Genomic DNA, 17,993 nt, shown 5'->3' on the forward strand with positions numbered 1-17,993 from the left:
CACGCTGGCGGTGTTTTCATCCTAAATGGCGCTTTGCCTCCTGACGCACCCGGTGCAGTACATGATGTTTGATCCCACTGTAAGCCGGGTGTTCAGCCAGAGTTTCGATATCGCGTTCGCGGCCAAAAGGCAGGATGACCTCCTCAACGATTTTTCCGGGCTTCGCCGACATAATCAGAATACGATCGGCCAGGAACAGCGCCTCTTCTACGTCGTGAGTCACAAACAGCAGCGTGGTGCCGGTAGCAAGCCAGGCATCGCGCAGGAGTTCCTGCATCATCAGACGCGTTTGCGCATCCAGCGCGCCGAACGGTTCATCGAGTAGCAACACCTCCGGCTCCGGCAGCCATGCGCGGGCCAGCGCCACGCGCTGTTTCATCCCGCCGGAGAGTTGCCAGGGCGCATGATGTTCAAAGCCTTTCAGCCCTACCCGCGTCAGCCAGTCCAGCGCCTGGGCGTTGACCTCATTTTTGTGGTATTTCCCCAGCCGTGGGCCAAAGGTGACGTTTTCCAGTACCGACAGCCAGGGAAACAAATTTGGCTGCTGGAAGATCATTCCCCGGTCTGGCCCTGGCAGCTTCACTGTCTTTCCGCCTGCCGCCACGCGCCCGCGATCCGGCTTGTTGAATCCGGCGACCAGATTCAGGATCGTGGACTTCCCGCAGCCGGACGGCCCCAGCAGTACAACAAATTCTCCTTTCTCCAGAGACAGGCTGATATCGTCCAGCACCGTGAACGGCTGCGGTTTTGCCGCAAAAGAGAGCGATACGTTTTCCAGTGTGATGGCACTCATTACTCTTTCCCCGCCCAGGGCACAAAAAAGCGTTGCAGCCCCAGCAGCAATAAATCCAGTAAATAGCCGATACCGCCGAGCAGCAGAATCCCCAGCATCACGATATCGGTTCGCAGATACGAGCTGGCGTTAATCACCATCCAGCCGAGACCCGAACTGGCCGCCACCATTTCCGCCGCGATGAGCGATGTCCAGCCGATCCCTATCGACAGCCTGACGGTGGTAAACAGTTCCGGCAGCGCATCCGGCAACACCACGCGCAGAAAAATCTGTTTGCGCGACGCGCCGAGCGTTTGCGCCACACGAATACGCGAGCGACCAATACGATCGACCGCAGCAGATGCCCCCACGACCACGCTCAGGAAGGTGGCGATGAAGATCAGAAAGAACTTCGACGCCTCACCGATCCCCAGCCAGACGACCGCCAGCGGAATAAGCGCAATCTTGGGTAGCGGGCGCAAAAACTGCACGAACGGATTCAGTACCGCCGCCAGACCTTCCGACAACCCCATCAGCAACCCCAGGGGGATGCCGATGAGAATTGCCACAGAAAAAGCGCTTAGGGCCCGGGCCAGGCTGACTGCGACATGCTCCCACAACGGCACCTGACGATAACCATCAGCCAACAGCTCTTCGGTTGTCAGACCGATATCCTGTAGCGACGGCAGCAGCAGCGGGTCCACCCATTGCCGCATCGTCGCCACTTGCCAGACGATAAAGAAAATAGCCACCGAAACGACGCTGATGGCGATGTGATAACTCAATCTCATTGCGCTGCTACCGCCGCGTCACGGATGTAGCGGGAGTTAATGGCGCTGTCCCAGTTCGCCGGGATATCACGTTTGCGGATCTCGCCAATCCCCGCCAGGAAGTCAGAGGTTTTGGTCAGCGCTTTACCAATACCGCTGTCAGTCGTCTGGGTTCCATTGCCAAGCCAGTCCGCCGTACCCTGCTGCGTCAGGGTTGGGTATTCCAGCCCACCCAACGTATTCACGGCAGTCGTCACCGGCGCGCCCACCTCTTTCGCCACAATCGCCGCCGCGCGTTCCGGGTCTTTCTTAAACTCATCAACTTTTTCCTGATGAACGCGCAGGAACGCGCTGACGGTTTGCGGATACTGCTCGGCAAAGGCTTTACGCACGACGTAGTTGTTGTAAATCAGGTAGCCGTCCTTTTGCAGATCTTTGGTCGCGAATACCTGATGCCCGCCGGAGGCTTCAAGTTCCTGAGCAAACGGCGCCCAGACATAGCCCGCGTCGATATCGCCGCGTTTCCAGGCCGCGACCATTTCCGCCGGACGCAGCGGCAATAAGGTTATTTTGCTGCGATCGAGATGGTTAACGCTAATGGCGGCTTCAAGCGCATATTGCGCCGTCGAGTTTGGCGGATAGGCTACGCGTTTACCTTCAATATCGTTAATACGGGTAATGCCGTCTTTACCAATTAAACGCTCGTAGCTGGCAATCACCCCGGAGACGCCGACAATCTCCACCGGCAGTTTTCTGACAATGCCTGCCGTTGCCGGGCTGGAGCCGAAATTGGCAATATCAATCGCGTTGCTGGCAAAATAATTTAACGCGTCCGCACCGGACGCAAATTGCACCCATTTGACCTTGCTGTGTAAAGCGTTATCCAGAGAACCATCGGCTTTTGCCAGCATCAGCACCTGAGAACCGCCGCTGTATGCCACGCGGACTTCTGCGGGTGTTTCGGCAAAGCTGGTATTGACCCACAGGCCACCCGCTGCAAGTAATACGCAGAGACTTTTTTTCATTTAATTTATCCTTTAAATAATAACGTTATTAATGCCATGCTTCGCGCTGCGTTAGCCATAACCGGGCACACTGTTGCGCCAGCGCTTCTGCGGGATCAATCGACACGGCTAAATGCGGGGATGTCACCTTCGCCAGCGCAACCGGCACTTCCGTGCAGGCCAGCACCAGCCTCTCTGCGCCGCGATCGCGCAATGCCTGAGCCTGTAAACTCAGCAGCTCACCGCCGGTACGCAGTTCGCCGCGTTTTACCGCATAGCACCCCGGCACAAACCACTGCCGTAGCTCCTCTGGCGTCGGCTGCACGCTTTCAATCCCCATAGAGGCGAAACCGTGCTGGAACCAACCGGCATCCAGCGTGCCCTGCGTGGCGATAAGCCCGACCCGGCGGGGCTTCTCTTTCCCTTCAAATACCGCCAGCGTGGCGTCCACAATATGCAGCAACGGCGCGTCGCTGTGCTGCGCCAGCGCCTCATACCAGTGGTGCGCCGTATTACAGGCGATCACAATGTGGCTGGCGCCCGCGCGGTTCAGCTGTTCCACACCGAGCAAGAGCTGCGGCAACGGCGAAGGCCCTGTTCCCGCCAGCGCCTGTTGGCGATCCGCAATTTGCGGCACATTCCACACCACATGGGGAATTTGCTGTTGATCGCTGCTGGCGGGCGTTGCGCGCAGCAATTTATGCATCAAATCAAGCGTCGCCAGCGGCCCCATACCGCCAAGAATCCCCAGCAGAAAAGGTGTACTCATGATGACAAAGAATCTGCGATGACCTGACGATAGCCAAACAGACCTGCGCTTCCTCCCGTATGGATAAACACCACATTCTCATCCTTGCGGAAATGGCCTTGACGGATCAGATCAATCAATCCGGCCATACCTTTACCGGAATAGACAGGGTCGAGCAGAATCCCCTCGTGCTGCGCCAGCAGTTGCAGCGCTTCAAGCATCCCCTCGGTGGGCAGACCATAGCCTTCGCCCACATAATCACTGTTGGCGACCACCGCCTCACGCGGCAATTCACCCGGCACGCCGAGCAGTTCCCGGGTCTGCTGCGCCAGACGCCAGACGTTGTGTTCCTGTTTATCACGCGGGGCGCGTACGCTAATCCCGAGGAGAGGAATGCCGCTGTGCGTGGCGGTTAAACCCGCAATCAGGCCAGCCTGCGTGCCTGCGCTGCCGGTGGCATGGACGATATGATCGATACGCAGCCGTAACTGGCTGGACTGCCAAAGCAACTCTTCCGCGCAGGATACGTAACCCAGCGCCCCGATTGCGTTCGAACCGCCACCGGGGATGACATAAGGGGTATGGCCCTGCGCACGCAGGCTTTCCGCATGATGCTCCATTGCCTGCTGCATATCCGTACCGCCGGGCAAATGGGCAATAATTTTGCCGCCGAGCAAACCGTCCAGCAGCACATTGCCGGATTGCTGATACTCATCACCCAGCGTCGTGACGCGTTGTTCGAGAAAAATATGCGCTTCCAGACCCAGTCTGGCCGCCGCCGCGACGGTCTGACGCACATGGTTAGACTGCGTGGCGCCCTGGGTAATGATAATATCCGCCTGTTTCGCCTGGGCGTCGCCGAGCAAAAACTCAAGTTTGCGGGTTTTATTGCCGCCAGTGGCAAGGCCGGTGCAATCGTCTCGTTTTATCCAGATATTTGGCCCCCCCAGCAAGCGTGAAAGTTGAGTGAGGGGCTCCAGTGGAGTCGGGAAATGGCCAAAATGAAGCCGGGGAAAACGCGCCAGATGCATAATAACTCCTGTAAAGAATAACGACGCCGCACATTAAAATTCGGCAGCGAGAGTAAGAAAGGTTCGTGGAATATAAGAATGACTATATTGATTTTCTCACTCGCGGCTTACCAAGTTTTTCAGCTATGGATATGAGGAAAAAAGATAAAACAAAAAACGATCGCTTTATTTATTCGCCAGCATTCATTAACTGACCATCATGCCGATCCGTTTAAACAAATAACCAAATATGTCTTTTGGTGCGCAGGCACGCTCAGGTATTTAATGCTTCCAGGGTGACAAACGCCTGCCAGCTGACGTCATCAATCCAGATGCCCTCTTCCTGGCGTCGGGCATACGCGCGCAATTCCGGTTCTCCGGGGATCTGCACATCGTGCCCTTCCTGCCCGCTACGAACCCAGTCCACCTGCGCTAACAGCGCCTGTGAGTAATGTTCCTCCGCACCCAACCGCGCGGGGTCAAATAGAATCGACAGCATATTGTTGATGATTCCGGCACGCGGCGGAATCTGCTGGCTTTCGGTCTCGCCGCCGGTCAGCGCAGCGCCAAGTAAGCTACATATTAGCGACAATCCCGCGCCTTTATGGCCGCCAAAAGGCAGCAAAGCGCCGAGCGGCTCAGTCATTAATACGGCAGGGTCGGTCGTGGATTGCCCGTTCGCATCTACAGCGCATCCTGCCGGGATGGCGCGCCCTTCATTCCAGGCGATGCGCGCTTTATTGCCCGCAATGGCGCTGGTCGCGAAATCAAGGATAACCGGAGGGCGGTTCTGTAGCGGTACACCCACGCAAAAGGGGTTTGTACCAAGCCTGGCGCGTAGCCCATCGAACGGCAACACGGCCGACGGCGCCGCCACGTTAGCAAAATGGATCGAGACCAGCCCGGCGCTCGCCACCTGCTCTGCCCATGCGCCGATCCGCCCGAGATGGTGGGTATTAGACAAACCAATTATTGCTACCCCAAACTGGCGCACACGCTCAATACCCACGCTCATGGCCTGTTCACCCAACGCCTGGCCGAAGCCATGTCCCCCATCAAAAGAGACAATCGGCCCGGCATCAGACAAGGTGGTCAGCGTGGCGCCAGGGTTCAAATCTCCCGCCAGAATGGCCCGAATATAGCGAGGCAACAGGGTCACACCATGCGAGTCGTGGCCTTTTAATGAGGATTCGACCAGGTTATCCGCTACTTTTTGCGCGATATCAGATCCCGTACCCGCCCGTACCAGATGGCGTTTTAAAAGCGAACGTAAGTGATGATGTGAAAATAATGGCATGATTCTACTCACGGACATTGCCCCTGCAATGGCAAGGGCTATTAAAGAGGTGAGTCCGACTATAGCGAGGATGTATTTGTTACATAACCATGAATAATAACTAAGCTTTTCCGCTTATTAACTAACACGCCATGAATATCGTTATTCATTTTCCTGATATTCATTGCCATTTAAATCATTTCCTTTCCCTCTCGCCTCTGCCCATGATTTTTTGCTGAGAAACACCTTTCTGGGGAACAGATATGAATAAAAGAAACAGGGTATTTGCCTGGACGCTGGCGTTTTCCGCCCTTGGCGGAGTCAGCCAGTCGGCATTTGCGGAAGGGAACATTAGTATCGCGCAGCAATTTGGCATCGGTTATTTAATTCTTGATGTGGTGCGAGACCAGCAGCTTATCGAAAAAGAGGGGCAAAAAGAGGGGCTGGATATCAAGGTAGAGTGGCGCACGATTTCAGGCGCAACCGGGATGAATGAAGCGTTGCTCTCTGGCGCTCTGGACGTTGCGTCAGCAGGAGTTCCCCCGGTACTCACCCTATGGGATCGCACCAAAGGTAAGCAAAATGTGAAAGCGATAGCCTCGCTGGGATCGATGCCCAATTATTTATTGAGTAATAACCCGGCGGTAAAAAGCATTAAAGATCTGACCGAAAAAGACCGTATTGCCGTTCCGGCGGCTGGGGTCGGTTTTCAGTCTCGTACATTACAAATCGAGACGGCGAAATTATATGGCGACCAGGACTTCAAACGCTTCGATAAAATTAGCGTCAGTTTACCGCACCCGGACGCCAGCGCGGCCTTAATTGCCGGTGGCTCGGAAATTACCACGCATTTTTCCAGCCCGCCGTTTCAGTATCAGGCGCTGGAGCACAGCAACGTGCATAAAGTGCTCAGTTCCTATGATGTGCTGGGTGGGCAGGCGACATTTAATGTTCTCTATACCACCCAGAAATTCCATGATGAAAACCCAAAAACCTATAAAGCGTTTTATCGCGCCCTCAGTGAAGCCGCAAATATCATTAACCGTGACAAAAATGCGGCTGCCGAAACGTATATTCGCGTCGAGAAATCACGGCTGCCCTTACCGCTGGTACAAAAAATTGTTAACGATCCAGAAATCAGCTTTACGGTTTTCCCTGAGCGTACTGGCGTATATGCCGAAAAACTCCATGAGCTTGGCGTACTGAAAAATAAGGCCGACTCCTGGAAAGACTATTTCTTTAACGAAGCATGGGAAAACCCAGGCAGTTAAACCGCGACACCGGAGGCTCTGATGGTCACTCAGCAAATCGACGGCCCGCTGCTACAGGTCAGCAATGTTGATATTGAATACCGTACCCGTGAACGGCAAGTGCGCGCGACGCATGATGTCAGTTTTGATGTCTGGCCTGGCGACCGCTTTATTTTGCTTGGGCCGTCAGGCTGCGGGAAATCAAGCCTGTTGAAAGCCACAGGCGGTTTTCTCGCCCCGCGCAGCGGCCACATTTCGCTTGCGGGAACGCCGGTTAGCGCTCCCGGCCCGGAACGCATGATGGTATTCCAGGAGTTTGACCAACTGCCGCCGTGGAAAACCGTGCTGGAAAACGTCATGTTTCCTCTGCTGGCCAGCCGGAAAGCCAGTCGTTCACAAGCAAAAGAGACGGCGCTGCATTTTCTCCACAAAGTTGGGCTGGCAGAATTTGCCGACGCTATGCCCCATATGCTCTCCGGCGGGATGAAGCAGCGCGTCGCCATTGCGCGGGCGCTGGCGATGAAACCACGCATCCTGCTGATGGACGAGCCCTTTGCCGCGCTGGATGCGCTGACCCGACGCACAATGCAGGAGGAACTGCTTGCGCTCTGGGAAGAAGAGCGCTTTACCCTGCTGTTCGTCACCCATTCGATTGAAGAGGCGCTGGTGGTGGGCAGCCGTATCCTGGTGCTTTCGCCGCATCCAGGGCGCGTCAGGGCGGAGCTTAACTGTCATCAGTTCACGCTTAATGATTTCGGCAGCGAGGCGTTTCAGCACGCTGCGCGTCATATTCACCGTCTGTTATTCCCGACAATCGGGAACAGTCCGTCTCACTCATCCGGCGAGGAGCCAGAGTATGTCCCAGCCACCGTACATTCGTCCTGAATTCGAACGCGAATTACCGCCGCTGCGCAATCTGCCGGTGGAAACGCCGCTACCTTTAAGCCAGCGCCTGTGGAATCAGACGTGGCTGCGCAAGTGTCTGATTGTCGCCCTGGTGCTGGCACTATGGGAGATCGCCGCGCGCATCCAGCAAAACGATCTGATGTTGCCCGGAGTACTTCAGACGTTGCAGGCGTTTAGCGAAGACATGCGCAATGGCGAACTGCCGGAAAAAATCGTCAACTCACTCAGTACCCTGTTGAAAGGGTATCTGGCAGGCAGTGCGCTGGCGCTGATTGCCAGCGCGCTGGCCGTGACCACCCAGTTTGGCCGCGATCTGCTCAGCACATTAACCGCGATGCTAAATCCGCTGCCGGCAATTGCGCTGCTGCCGCTGGCTTTGCTGTGGTTTGGTCTGGGGAATGCCAGCCTGATATTTGTGCTGATACATTCAGTGATGTGGCCAATCGCGCTGAATACCTGGTCCGGCTTTAGCAGCGTACCGGAAACGCTACGCATGGCGGGGCGCAACTACGGCCTCAGCGGGCCACGCTATGTGATCACGATTCTTATTCCGGCATCGTTGCCCGCTATCCTGTCCGGGCTCAAGATCGGCTGGGCGTTCGCCTGGCGCACGCTGATTGCCGCCGAACTGGTATTTGGCGCGTCCAGCGGCGAAGGAGGCCTGGGCTGGTATATCTTCCAGAATCGCAATGAGCTGTTCACCGACCGGGTATTTGCAGGACTGTTAACGGTAATCGCGATTGGCCTGCTGGTGGAAGGCGTGGTATTCGCCAGTCTGGAAAAGATCACGGTGAAACGCTGGGGGATGCAGCGTTAACCCCTCCCCCGCGTTCTTTGCAGCCGGACGTTGTCCGGCTTAGCGCGAAATGGTCTTAGTTCCCTTTTTGCTTTTCACGTAGCCACGGCGTTCTGGCGATCAAGACCTGCTCACACTTTACCGATAGCGGTTTCATGAAAGACGACAGCCTTTCGATGCAAATCAGAATCCCAAAATACAGCATCACCGCCTGGGTCGCATTCAGTACCGACATATCGATATTGGCGCTGACAAATATCACCACCACATGCTGCAACAGCATAATAATGTAGGCCCGCGACGCCAGGCTGGATAACCCCTGCCGGAAGCGATCCAGATTAAACAGAGGATGAATCAGCGGGTATCCCGCCAGCAGAATGAAGAGGAAGGCCGCAGCAAACAGCAGGCTTGAGGGTTTCAGAGGAAACAGCACTTCCCGAACCGGTAGCTGATCGATATGCGCCACAATCACCCCGGTCACCACCAGCAGCAGGCTGACTGACGCCGCCTGAAGACGGTAGCGCGTGAACCACGGCTGAAAGTGTATGAACAGCATCCCGAAGGTAAAATCACTCACCCGAACCTGTGCTGACCAGTAAGGGTTCACGATGCTTTTATCATATGCCAGTAGCGTAACGACGACCGCCGCCAGCATCGTACAGACCGGAAAACGGACAATGGCCCAGTAGATCACCGGAGAAACGGCGTACAGCAGGATAATACAGCCAATAAACCACTCTCCGGTGAAGTATGCGGTATTGATGTCGTAGACACCGTGCAGATAATGGTCAAACCCGAGAACGGAAGGCAGCAGCGAGTGAAATGCACGCTTCCCGGCGAGCACGTCAGCCAGCGGATTGCCGGGATAGAGGAAAAACACGCTCAGGATGAGGAACAGGATCGCCATTGAGAAATAAGCGATGTTGTAGGGAAGCAGGATCGAATAGACGCGTTTCAGGTAATACTCCTGCACAGAGTATTTACGCAGCGACAGGTAAGCCAGCGCGCCAGATATCATGAAGAAGAAAGAGACGCCCAGCCGCCCTATTCCTCCGGTCAGGTATTCGCGCGGGAACGTCAACACGGTACTGGTATCGAACATGTAGCTGTAATGCGAAGTAACAACCAGCAGTACAGCCAGAATGCGGAGAATATCAAAAAAATAATTACGTGTTGTTTGCATACTCTTTCTTGTTAACAAGCCAGCAGACAACATGACAAAGGTCCGGTTGCATACTGGGAAAATGACCAGGCCTGTTCAAGGATAACGTGTAGATTACGCTTGCGTGATACTTTGCAGATCCCTCAGCATCCTTCTGAGGCACTTAAGTTTGTTTTTATCCCGTATAACGCTCCAGAACTTGCTCAGTTGAAAGAGCGTCTTATCCCCAAAGCCGTCAATAACTTTGAAGCGGTACTCCTGACGAGCATCATCCCAGGCATAAACAATATTTTTGCAATGCAGCGAGTTGATAATGACGTCTGTATGAATAAACCACGCTAAAAAAGCGTTGAGCTTACTGAATTTCTCCGCGTCCAGTTCGTTGTGCTTTGCAAGGTCATACAATGTTCTGGCAATGTTGCCCTGTTGGTCATGCTCTTTGACGATAACCTGCCCAATCCCTTTATCTGTCTCCACTAGCCCTTCAATTTTCTGGATGAAGAGCGAGTCAGTTTCGTCGCGCGGCTTGCACTCTCTGACGTCCCGATAGACTTCACGAAGCTTACTTTTATATTTGGGAATGCTCGGGATGACGACTTTGATCAGTAGTTGATGATTGTGCGGATGCTGAAAGACGTAACGATCGTTCCCTCTGGCCAGTAAATCATTTTCGGTCAAGGTAAGCTTTTTCATACAGTGTTGACTCATAAAAGAAAAAAACAGACTGGCCCATGCAAACGAAGAGATGGCGTTACGTCATATCCTGGTTACAGCCGAGACAGTTTAATGTTAATAACCTAAACGGCAGGTCAATGAGTCATGAAGTCGGCGGACGGTTCACGTCCGCCGGAAGGCTATCAAAACGTCACGTTCACTTTTCCCCAGAATGTTCTTCCCGGTTCATTCACTGACGTATTCGCGGAGTAACCAAAGCTGCTGTTACCGGCAAGGTTCAGATGTTCGCTGTAAGCTTTATCAAACAGATTATCAACGCCCGCGCTGAGTTTCACAGACTTGTTCAGCCGGTAGGCCGCATTCGCGGAGAAGATGGCGAACCCCGCGCTGCTATCAAAATCTTTACCCACGACGTTCCCTTCGTTAATTGCGACGCGATGCTGGCTGCTGACCAGACGCAGCAGACCGGTACTGCTCCAGTCGCCGCGTTCCCATGTCAGACCCAGGCGCGCTTCAAGCGGCGGAATCTGCGGCAATGGCTGATGGTCGTCGGTATTTCGCCCCCAGGAATAAGCAAGGCTGGCATCGGTTTTCCATGTTTCGGTCAATTGATAGCCGATGCCCGCTTCTCCCCCCATGATGGTCGCATTGACGTTATCAACCTGACTTATACGGGGATGATGAGGGTCGTAACGGAACAGAATAAAATCATTAACCCGGCCAATATAGGCAGAAACCCAGCCGTTAAGACGCTTACCGGTATACTGCGCGCCAATATCAAGCTGAGTCGTCTTTTCCGTTTTGACGTTATCGAAAACATCTGCCGACCCGCCAGGGCCATAGGTGGGAGAAAAAAGCTCCCAGTAGTCGGGGAAACGCTCGGTATAGCCTATCCCCGCGTAAAACATCACGGGCATCTCCGTCAGGTTATGCTCAACGCGCACAAACCCGGCCGGTAGTAGATCCGTGCGCTGCGAGGAGCCGGTGTCAGTGAAATTGTCCACCAGCACGCGATCAAGACGCGCGCCGCCTGTCACTTTGCTTTGCTCCGTCGCAAGCCAGGTCAATTCACTGAATAAACCATAGTCGTGAAAACGGGCGTCTTTGTCCCAGCGGTCATCGTCTTTACTGCGATGCGTGCTCAGTTGCGTATCAACGCCGCTGCGTAACTCATAGTCTGACCACAACCACGTTCCCATCATCCGCCCGCCAACGGTACGGCGATCCAGCTGCATTGCCATTGGCATACTCATCGAATGCATGGCAGAACCGTGTTCCATTGCCGAACCCATCGCCGAACCCATGCTTCCTGACATATTCATGCCGGGAGCGCGCAGCGAGTAGTTATCCATAACGTGATTCGCATAGTTGTAGTAGATATTCGCTTCTAACTTATCAAATACCTCGCCGATGCCGGATTTCTCAAACCGCATCCCCAGGCTTTCACGCCTGAACCGGGAACCGTCCATACTGCGCCCGGCATAGCGGGCTTCACCGTCGCCCTTACCCGCCGTCATTTCCAGCAGCGTGTCTTTGTCTGGCGTCCAGCCCAGCGCCATATCGCCGTTCCATTTATCCCATTTCGACGGCACGCGGTCGCCATTGCCATCTTTGTAGTCACCCGCCCGGGATTTGTTGCCGATAAGCCGCAAATAGCCGTCCTCACTTCCCAGGCTGATGTCCGCATTTTCATCCCAGCGGTTATTCGAGGCGGCAAGGACGCTGGCCGTCCCCTGAATACCGGGTTTAACAAAACGCGGCTGTTCCCGGTCAAAGCGGAGGGTTCCCGCAGAGTTGCCCGGCCCCCAGAGCACGGTTTCCGGCCCCTTTATCAGGGTCAGCACATCAAAACTTTCCGGGGAGATATAAGAACTCGGCGCATCCATACGTGCCGGGCAGGCTCCCGGCATTTCGCCGTTATCGGTCAAAATTCGCAGACGAGAGCCAAACATCCCGCGAAAGACCGGATCGCCGTTTGTCCCGCCATTGCGAATTTGCGAGAACCCAGGGATCGTTTTCAGATAATCAGAGCCATCGCTGGCGGGAACGGGCTGACGAGGCGTTTTTGGCGACGTGACGATTTCCAGCGGAGAAGCGACCGGCGCGGTCACAATCATTACCGAATCATCCGCCATTTTTGCATGATCGTGCTGTTCGCTTGCCCACGCCGCCTTTGCGGTCAGCGCGATCAGAACCAGAGAGGCCAGAGGAGTAAGCCCGAAGTATTGCCGTTTCATAACATTCCTTACTGTTTTTCAGGCGCAACGACGCATTGCCCGTCAAAAGGGCAAAACGCTACGCAATGTCTGTTTTTTATTGTTTAAAACGAAAACGGAAATACAGCAGGCGGCGCGCGAGCACGCTGAGGCGCCCACGGGCGGAAGATAACGGAAAGGTGTAATGGCCGTACCGAACAACAGATAACAAACAGCAGCAACAGCCAGAGCAAGAACACCAGCGCAAACTGGACAAACGGCAGATGTACCAGCAACTGGCAGTACCCGCAGACGATCTCTTCCACGGGCGACATCGCTTTGCTGGACATCATCTGGTGAGCGACCGAAAGAGAAGTCTGACACGGCGCAGAAGCCGCCATGTCATGGTGCAAGCCTGACGACATCATCACCATTGAGTGCGACGAGTGCTCACAGTCGGCCTGGCGGGCAATTGATTTTGAAATAACGGGCGCAATAAACAACATGGCGACGGCAAATAATGCCAGCCATGCTGTTATTCGGTTGATTCGCGTTCGCCCGTGCAAAACGTTACCCGGAGTTGAGGTGTTTGCCAGATTGTAACTGATTTACATTCGCAATATCACAACTAATTACAGGGGAACAGGTGATTCATAGCCCCACACATCACATCTCGCTCCCCTGACCTGCGCTAAAACTTATAGTGCTCTTTACTCAGGCCATATTTCTTCATTCTGAGATAGAGCTTTTTACGGGGAATTTGCAGGTACTCTGCCACTTCGTTAATGCGCCCCTGATGGATATTCAGCGCTTCGGTGATGATCTGCCGTTCAACGTCTTCAACCCGCTGGTCAAGCGGCGTCGGCTCACCGACGTGCATCTGTGGATTCGCCGTTTCCGCGAGCGGCAATACCCCCACGGCAAACAGTTCGGCGGCGTTCGCCAGTTCACGGACGTTGTTCGGCCACACCCGGCGCATCATCCCCTTCAGCAGGTCGTTATCCACCTCCGGCACCGGATGATTCAGCCGCTGACAGGCTTTCTGCAAATAGTGATGGAACAACGGCCCGATATCATCAGGTCGCTGTGACAGGGGCTGACAGGCGATTTGCGTCATAGCGAAACAGTAATAAAGCTCCGCTACAATCTGGTTGCTGGCCGCCAGTTCCACCAGCGAAGCGTTGCCGATACCGATCAGGCGAAAAGGCCGCCGCTCCAGACTCTGCAACTGCACCAGTTGATGCTGCTGTTCGCGGGTCAGATTTTCCGGGTGACTTAATACCAGCGTCCCGCCCTGAACCTGCGCGATAAGCTCATTAAGTTTTTGGGCACTGGCAGGGGTCAGTTCGCAGTAAATAAAAGGGCCCCCGGCGTTACGCCCCAACTGGTGCAAATAGCGCGCGCCGGTCATGCGGCCGGTTCCCGGTTCGCCGTAAAGCCAGACCGCAATATCCGTTTCTGCCAGTTGCTGTAAGCGCTGACGATACTGATGCGTCCATTGGCTGCGCCCAATTAGCTCAACCTGCAACTTCTGCTGGCAGTACTGGCGACGCGCTATCACCGATTGCCTATGGCGTAACGCCGCCTCAACCAGCGAGAGTAACTTGCCCGGGTCTACCGGCTTTTGCAGGAAATCCCAGGCCCCTTTTTTCACCGCATCCACCGCCATAGGCACGTCGCCATGTCCGGTGATAAGCAGAATCGGCAGTTGCTCGTCATCCTGATGAAACAGCGTCATCAAATCGATGCCGGAGCAGCCAGGCATGCAGACATCGCTCAACACGATACCGGGCCAGTCCTTCTGCACCCACTCCCGCGCATCAAAGGGATTATTGCAGACACAGACGCGATAACCCGCCTGCTCAAGCAGCTGTGTATAGGCATCAAGCACATCGGCATCATCATCAATCAGCAGAATCGAACATTCATTACTCAACATCTTTTACATCCGTCACATTGAATTGCAGCACCACGCAGGCATTTCGCGTCAACGTGGACGCCAGGCGCAACGCGCCTTCCATTTGCGTCATCAGCGAAACACAAATCGAAAGCCCAATGCCCAGCCCCACATCTTTACTGGTCGTAAACGGCTTCAGTAATGAGGGTAGCAAGGCCGCAGGCCAGCCGGGGCCATTGTCGGCAATCAACACGCACAGCGTGTCGCCCTGAATTTGCCAGCTCACCGTAATTGCCGCCGCGTTCGGGCAGGCGTCGAGCGCATTCGCCAGCACGTTCACCAGCACCTGCTGGATGCGTACTTCATCACCGCTGACCCAAACGGTTTCATCCGGTATCGCGAGCGCCCCCTGCTGAGGCTTATGGCGCATCGCCAGCAGTTCCCACGCCGCCGTAAACGTCTGGCGCAAATCAACCGGATGCAGCGGCGTTTCCAGTTCAGCACGACGGGTAAACTGGCGCAGCGAGCGGATAATCGCGTCAATGCGGTTAATCAGCCCTTCCGCTTTGCTTAACGTCGTTCGCGCCTGCTCCGTCTGCCCCTGTTCAATCGCCCGCCCCGCCGTAAACAGATACATCGACAGCGCATTCAGCGGCTGGTTGATCTCATGCGCCAGCGTGGTCATCGTCTGCCCGACCACCGCCAGTTTTGCCGTCTGGATCAGCTCGTCCTGGGTGGCGCGCAGATCGGCCTCAATCGCTTTTCGCTCGGCGATCTCCTGCTCAAGCTGCTGTTTTTGCGCGTTAAGCTGCCCCAGCGTGTGGCGAAGCAAACCCGCAATACGCCCCAGTTCATCCCGCCCATACACCGGAATCGTGGCATCCGTTCGCCCTAACCCAATCTGCACCACCGCCTGATTCAGCGCGGTAAAGCGTTTCACCAGCCGCGAACGGATGAAATAATGGTTCAACACCCACGCCAACAGCAGCGCCAGCAGCGTCGCCACCAGAATCAACCCGCCGCTAACGCGGACAATCTGCTCCATACGCTGATTAAACATCTGCATTTGCTGGTGACTGCTGCCAAGCTGGGCCTCAAGCAGCGTCCTGAAGCGCCCCAGCGTCGCTTCTCTGGCGCGGCTGGCATCCACTAACGCTTTTTGCGCGGCGACATAGTCGCGCATGGTGTCCGGCATTTTATTTTTCACCATGCCGATTTCCAGCAGCTCATCAATGGTTTGTCGCAGGGTGATCGTGCTCGGCCAGTCATTCAGCGCACGAATATTTTCATCCGCCGTTTTTTTCAGGTTTTCGAGATAGCGGATATGCGTCTCAACCAGCATGCCATCATCATTTCCAGACTTCAGTTCATTGAGCCTGTCGCGCAGGTCGTCAACAATTTGATTCTCGATGCGCGCCAGCGTATAGACCTGCTGCTGCTCGTTCTGTACTTCACGGGAGCGTTTCAGGTACTGCGCCGCATCGCCTTGCCGGGCTTCAATCTGATCCAGCAGCGTTCCCTGTTGCCAGGTGAAATCCTGCACCAGAGAATTCAGTTCAGTGGTGAAATCGTCGTGAAGCCAGTCAATACGCGCAGACAGCTCCCCCACCTTTTCACGTACCAGAAACATGTTGTAGAGTACGCGATCCAGTTCCGCCAGCAGCGCGCGGCTGTCCTGCAAAATCACCGCCAGCTGCTGGCGTTCTGCGGGTGACAGCCCCTGGCTCAGCCGCTCGATTCTATCCAGATGTTGAATAATCTGGTTGCGCAGTTGCAGGCGCACCGTAGTGTTGGGCGCCAGCAAAAACTCATTCAACTGATCCACCACCAGATTGAGATTCCCTTCAATCAGAAAAGCAGAATGGATGCGGGGAAAATACTCATCCAGCGAATAGCGTATTTGCGAGCTTTGCTCATGCCATGAATAGAGGCTGACGCTACTGACTATCAGCGTCAGCAGCGCCCCCATCAGGAAAGCGCCCCGTAAACTGCTGCTGATGCTGATTTGCCGCAGACGTTGCAGCATTGACCCGCCCTTCATTTCAGTTCTTCCAGTTTATTGATAGCCTGACGCTGGTTGTTGAGAAACCAGATCTGCCACTCCATCATTTGCTGCTCCGCAAAGCTCTTATTGTCGAACTGCGCCAGCCAGGCTTCATCTTCACTGCTTGCCGGATCGACCGGCACACGGGTTAACAGCGCGCGTATTTCAGGCAACGGACGCTTTAAACGGGCTTCCGCGCTGTGCAGCGCTCGCCAGGCATCTTTCAACTGGGCGAGACGAAAGCTGATTGCCGTATCAAACATACGCTGAACCAGACGCTGACGTTTCAGGATCAGCCGATAATTTAACGGCGGTTGATTCATCAGCACCGCCTGTTGCGCTGCCCGTGGGTTTCCTGCCGCCAGCGGCGTAACCGGATATTTCCCCGTATTGGCATCAGCGAGGATCCGCTGCCCTTCCGGGCTTAGCAGATAGCGAATAAAACGCCGCGCTTCGCTGGCATGCTGGCTGTTTTTGAGTACCGCAACATAGGTAGGCGAAACGGCCGACTGCGGAAAGTAGGTAAAGGCCAGATGAGGATCGTTCAGCAACAGATTGGCATAGTTATCAATCACCGGGCCAGCCACGCCCAGCCCGCTTTTTATTTTATCCGCCACGCCAAAGCTGCGTGATGAAATCGTCACGAGGTTTCCCGCACTCGCCAACAACGTTTCCCATCCCTGCGCCCAGCCTTTTTGTTGCAACAGCGCCTCCACCATCAGGTGGTTGGTATCCGAGCGCGATGGGCTGCTCATCAGCAGCGCCCCCTGATATCTGGGATCGGTCAGGTCGTCCCAGTCCGTTGGCGAAGGCAGATGCCGTGCAGTCAGCGCCGAGCGATTAATCAGCAAACCGAATCCCGAGATAGCCACAGCAACGGAGGTTGAACGGATCGATTCCGGCACCAGATGTTGACTGACTGACGGCGCACCGTTGAACGGCGCCAGTTTTTGATGTTCCTGAAGATGCTGAAGCAACATCGGCGACGAGGTCAGAATCAGATCAACGTTTTCCGCATTTGCCGTATCAAGCAACTGTTCCAGCGAGGCGCTGGTGCGATTGAGCGTGCGGATCATCACCGACCCCGGCTCCGTCTGCCAGCGCTGGATAATCCACGCGGTGGCGCTGGGGGAAAATGTTGTCGCCATCACCAGTTCATTGCTTTGCGCCGCACAGGGTCTGAACAACGCGGTCAGCAGCAGCAACGCGAACGTTTTGCTAAACATCCCGCCCCGACGAAGAAACATGTTTGTGATCCCGTTCATAAATATTGAGATATCGAAAAAATAGCGTTGAGACAAAACTTACCCGTTTGTGACGATTAGCGGATGAATAACCACTATCGTAAAAATATTCGTGCTGGCATCCGAAAATACCAGCAAAGATTACCAGATAATGAATGTGGAATTTGTTAATATCCGCACAAGCCAGACATAAATTCAGCGTCTGATTAATTACGCCGCATTTCAATCATTCAAAACGTGTCAA

Annotated in this window: 16 protein-coding genes; 3 read left to right on the forward strand and 13 right to left on the reverse strand. The window is 54.8% G+C overall.

Annotation, left to right across the window (positions count from 1 at the left end; all coding sequences use genetic code 11):
• Window positions 1-16: 16 nt before the first annotated feature.
• The 6 genes from OGX81_RS16835 to OGX81_RS16860 all read right to left on the reverse strand — a co-directional run bounded on the left by OGX81_RS16835 (window position 17) and on the right by OGX81_RS16860 (window position 5,601).
• The gene (locus OGX81_RS16835; RefSeq protein WP_047457671.1) at window positions 17-793 is read right to left on the reverse strand and encodes an ABC transporter ATP-binding protein; all 777 of its coding nucleotides are present in this window, start codon (window positions 791-793) and stop codon (window positions 17-19) included.
• Window positions 793-1,563, reverse strand: coding sequence for an ABC transporter permease (locus OGX81_RS16840; protein ID WP_058668982.1), 771 nt, complete (start codon window positions 1,561-1,563; stop codon window positions 793-795). Before OGX81_RS16840 ends, OGX81_RS16835 begins: the two co-directional genes overlap by 1 nt.
• Window positions 1,560-2,567 carry a taurine ABC transporter substrate-binding protein gene (locus OGX81_RS16845; RefSeq protein WP_049009338.1) on the reverse strand — a complete coding sequence of 336 codons (1,008 nt, stop codon included), beginning with the start codon at window positions 2,565-2,567 and terminating at the stop codon, window positions 1,560-1,562. The genes OGX81_RS16840 and OGX81_RS16845 overlap by 4 nt, the downstream gene beginning before the upstream one ends.
• A 28-nt stretch (window positions 2,568-2,595) precedes the next feature.
• Window positions 2,596-3,315 (reverse strand): cysteate racemase, encoded by a 720-nt coding sequence (gene cuyB, locus OGX81_RS16850; protein ID WP_104868817.1) that lies wholly within the window; start codon window positions 3,313-3,315, stop codon window positions 2,596-2,598.
• Window positions 3,312-4,325 carry a D-cysteate sulfo-lyase gene (cuyA, locus tag OGX81_RS16855; RefSeq protein WP_012132934.1) on the reverse strand — a complete coding sequence of 338 codons (1,014 nt, stop codon included), beginning with the start codon at window positions 4,323-4,325 and terminating at the stop codon, window positions 3,312-3,314. The genes cuyB and cuyA overlap by 4 nt, the downstream gene beginning before the upstream one ends.
• Before the next feature lie 253 nt (window positions 4,326-4,578).
• Window positions 4,579-5,601, reverse strand: coding sequence for a malate/lactate/ureidoglycolate dehydrogenase (locus tag OGX81_RS16860; protein ID WP_104868818.1), 1,023 nt, complete (start codon window positions 5,599-5,601; stop codon window positions 4,579-4,581).
• A gap of 242 nt (window positions 5,602-5,843) precedes the next feature.
• Here OGX81_RS16860 and OGX81_RS16865 point away from each other — a divergent pair, with 242 nt between their 5' ends.
• From OGX81_RS16865 to OGX81_RS16875, 3 genes are read left to right on the forward strand one after another with little or no spacing between them, the layout of a single operon-like run.
• Window positions 5,844-6,851, forward strand: a complete 1,008-nt coding sequence (locus OGX81_RS16865) for an ABC transporter substrate-binding protein (RefSeq protein ID WP_012132938.1) — start codon at window positions 5,844-5,846, stop codon at window positions 6,849-6,851.
• 21 nt (window positions 6,852-6,872) lie between these two features.
• Window positions 6,873-7,715 (forward strand): ABC transporter ATP-binding protein, encoded by an 843-nt coding sequence (locus OGX81_RS16870; protein ID WP_058668979.1) that lies wholly within the window; start codon window positions 6,873-6,875, stop codon window positions 7,713-7,715.
• A complete protein-coding gene (locus OGX81_RS16875) occupies window positions 7,687-8,553 on the forward strand; it encodes an ABC transporter permease (RefSeq protein ID WP_047457694.1) in 867 nt (288 codons plus the stop codon). Before OGX81_RS16870 ends, OGX81_RS16875 begins: the two co-directional genes overlap by 29 nt.
• A gap of 55 nt (window positions 8,554-8,608) precedes the next feature.
• Here OGX81_RS16875 and OGX81_RS16880 read toward each other — a convergent pair whose 3' ends face one another.
• The 7 genes from OGX81_RS16880 to pgtC all read right to left on the reverse strand — a co-directional run bounded on the left by OGX81_RS16880 (window position 8,609) and on the right by pgtC (window position 17,731).
• On the reverse strand, window positions 8,609-9,715 hold the full coding sequence (locus tag OGX81_RS16880; RefSeq protein WP_012132941.1) for an acyltransferase family protein: 1,107 nt from the start codon (window positions 9,713-9,715) through the stop codon (window positions 8,609-8,611).
• 93 nt (window positions 9,716-9,808) lie between these two features.
• Window positions 9,809-10,387, reverse strand: a complete 579-nt coding sequence (locus tag OGX81_RS16885; protein WP_104868819.1) for a PhoP regulatory network YrbL family protein — start codon at window positions 10,385-10,387, stop codon at window positions 9,809-9,811.
• Window positions 10,388-10,551: 164 nt separating this feature from the next.
• Window positions 10,552-12,606 carry a TonB-dependent copper receptor gene (locus tag OGX81_RS16890; protein ID WP_104868820.1) on the reverse strand — a complete coding sequence of 685 codons (2,055 nt, stop codon included), beginning with the start codon at window positions 12,604-12,606 and terminating at the stop codon, window positions 10,552-10,554.
• 83 nt (window positions 12,607-12,689) lie between these two features.
• A complete protein-coding gene (locus OGX81_RS16895) occupies window positions 12,690-13,130 on the reverse strand; it encodes a DUF2946 domain-containing protein (protein ID WP_232103865.1) in 441 nt (146 codons plus the stop codon).
• Window positions 13,131-13,255: 125 nt separating this feature from the next.
• A complete protein-coding gene (gene pgtA / locus OGX81_RS16900; protein WP_049008883.1) occupies window positions 13,256-14,503 on the reverse strand; it encodes a two-component system response regulator PgtA in 1,248 nt (415 codons plus the stop codon).
• Complete coding sequence (pgtB, locus tag OGX81_RS16905; RefSeq protein WP_373561834.1) at window positions 14,493-16,487, reverse strand: two-component system sensor histidine kinase PgtB; 1,995 nt, start codon at window positions 16,485-16,487, stop codon at window positions 14,493-14,495. The genes pgtA and pgtB overlap by 11 nt, the downstream gene beginning before the upstream one ends.
• Before the next feature lie 11 nt (window positions 16,488-16,498).
• Entirely contained in the window at window positions 16,499-17,731 is a 1,233-nt protein-coding gene (pgtC, locus tag OGX81_RS16910; RefSeq protein ID WP_181397035.1) for a phosphoglycerate transport regulator PgtC, read from the reverse strand.
• Window positions 17,732-17,993 lie beyond the last annotated feature (262 nt).

The organism is Citrobacter sp. CK206 (assembly GCF_030333125.1).
GTDB classification, from domain to species: domain Bacteria; phylum Pseudomonadota; class Gammaproteobacteria; order Enterobacterales; family Enterobacteriaceae; genus Citrobacter_B; species Citrobacter_B koseri.

Coding starts and splice junctions, on each gene's coding strand:
- OGX81_RS16835 (WP_047457671.1), bottom strand. CDS start 793: ATGAGTGCCATCACACTGGAAAACGTATCGCTCTCTTTTGCGGCAAAA.
- OGX81_RS16840 (WP_058668982.1), bottom strand. CDS start 1,563: ATGAGATTGAGTTATCACATCGCCATCAGCGTCGTTTCGGTGGCTATT.
- OGX81_RS16845 (WP_049009338.1), bottom strand. CDS start 2,567: ATGAAAAAAAGTCTCTGCGTATTACTTGCAGCGGGTGGCCTGTGGGTC.
- cuyB (WP_104868817.1), bottom strand. CDS start 3,315: ATGAGTACACCTTTTCTGCTGGGGATTCTTGGCGGTATGGGGCCGCTG.
- cuyA (WP_012132934.1), bottom strand. CDS start 4,325: ATGCATCTGGCGCGTTTTCCCCGGCTTCATTTTGGCCATTTCCCGACT.
- OGX81_RS16860 (WP_104868818.1), bottom strand. CDS start 5,601: ATGCCATTATTTTCACATCATCACTTACGTTCGCTTTTAAAACGCCAT.
- OGX81_RS16865 (WP_012132938.1), top strand. CDS start 5,844: ATGAATAAAAGAAACAGGGTATTTGCCTGGACGCTGGCGTTTTCCGCC.
- OGX81_RS16870 (WP_058668979.1), top strand. CDS start 6,873: ATGGTCACTCAGCAAATCGACGGCCCGCTGCTACAGGTCAGCAATGTT.
- OGX81_RS16875 (WP_047457694.1), top strand. CDS start 7,687: ATGTCCCAGCCACCGTACATTCGTCCTGAATTCGAACGCGAATTACCG.
- OGX81_RS16880 (WP_012132941.1), bottom strand. CDS start 9,715: ATGCAAACAACACGTAATTATTTTTTTGATATTCTCCGCATTCTGGCT.
- OGX81_RS16885 (WP_104868819.1), bottom strand. CDS start 10,387: ATGAAAAAGCTTACCTTGACCGAAAATGATTTACTGGCCAGAGGGAAC.
- OGX81_RS16890 (WP_104868820.1), bottom strand. CDS start 12,606: ATGAAACGGCAATACTTCGGGCTTACTCCTCTGGCCTCTCTGGTTCTG.
- pgtA (WP_049008883.1), bottom strand. CDS start 14,503: ATGTTGAGTAATGAATGTTCGATTCTGCTGATTGATGATGATGCCGAT.
- pgtB (WP_373561834.1), bottom strand. CDS start 16,487: ATGCTGCAACGTCTGCGGCAAATCAGCATCAGCAGCAGTTTACGGGGC.
- pgtC (WP_181397035.1), bottom strand. CDS start 17,731: ATGTTTAGCAAAACGTTCGCGTTGCTGCTGCTGACCGCGTTGTTCAGA.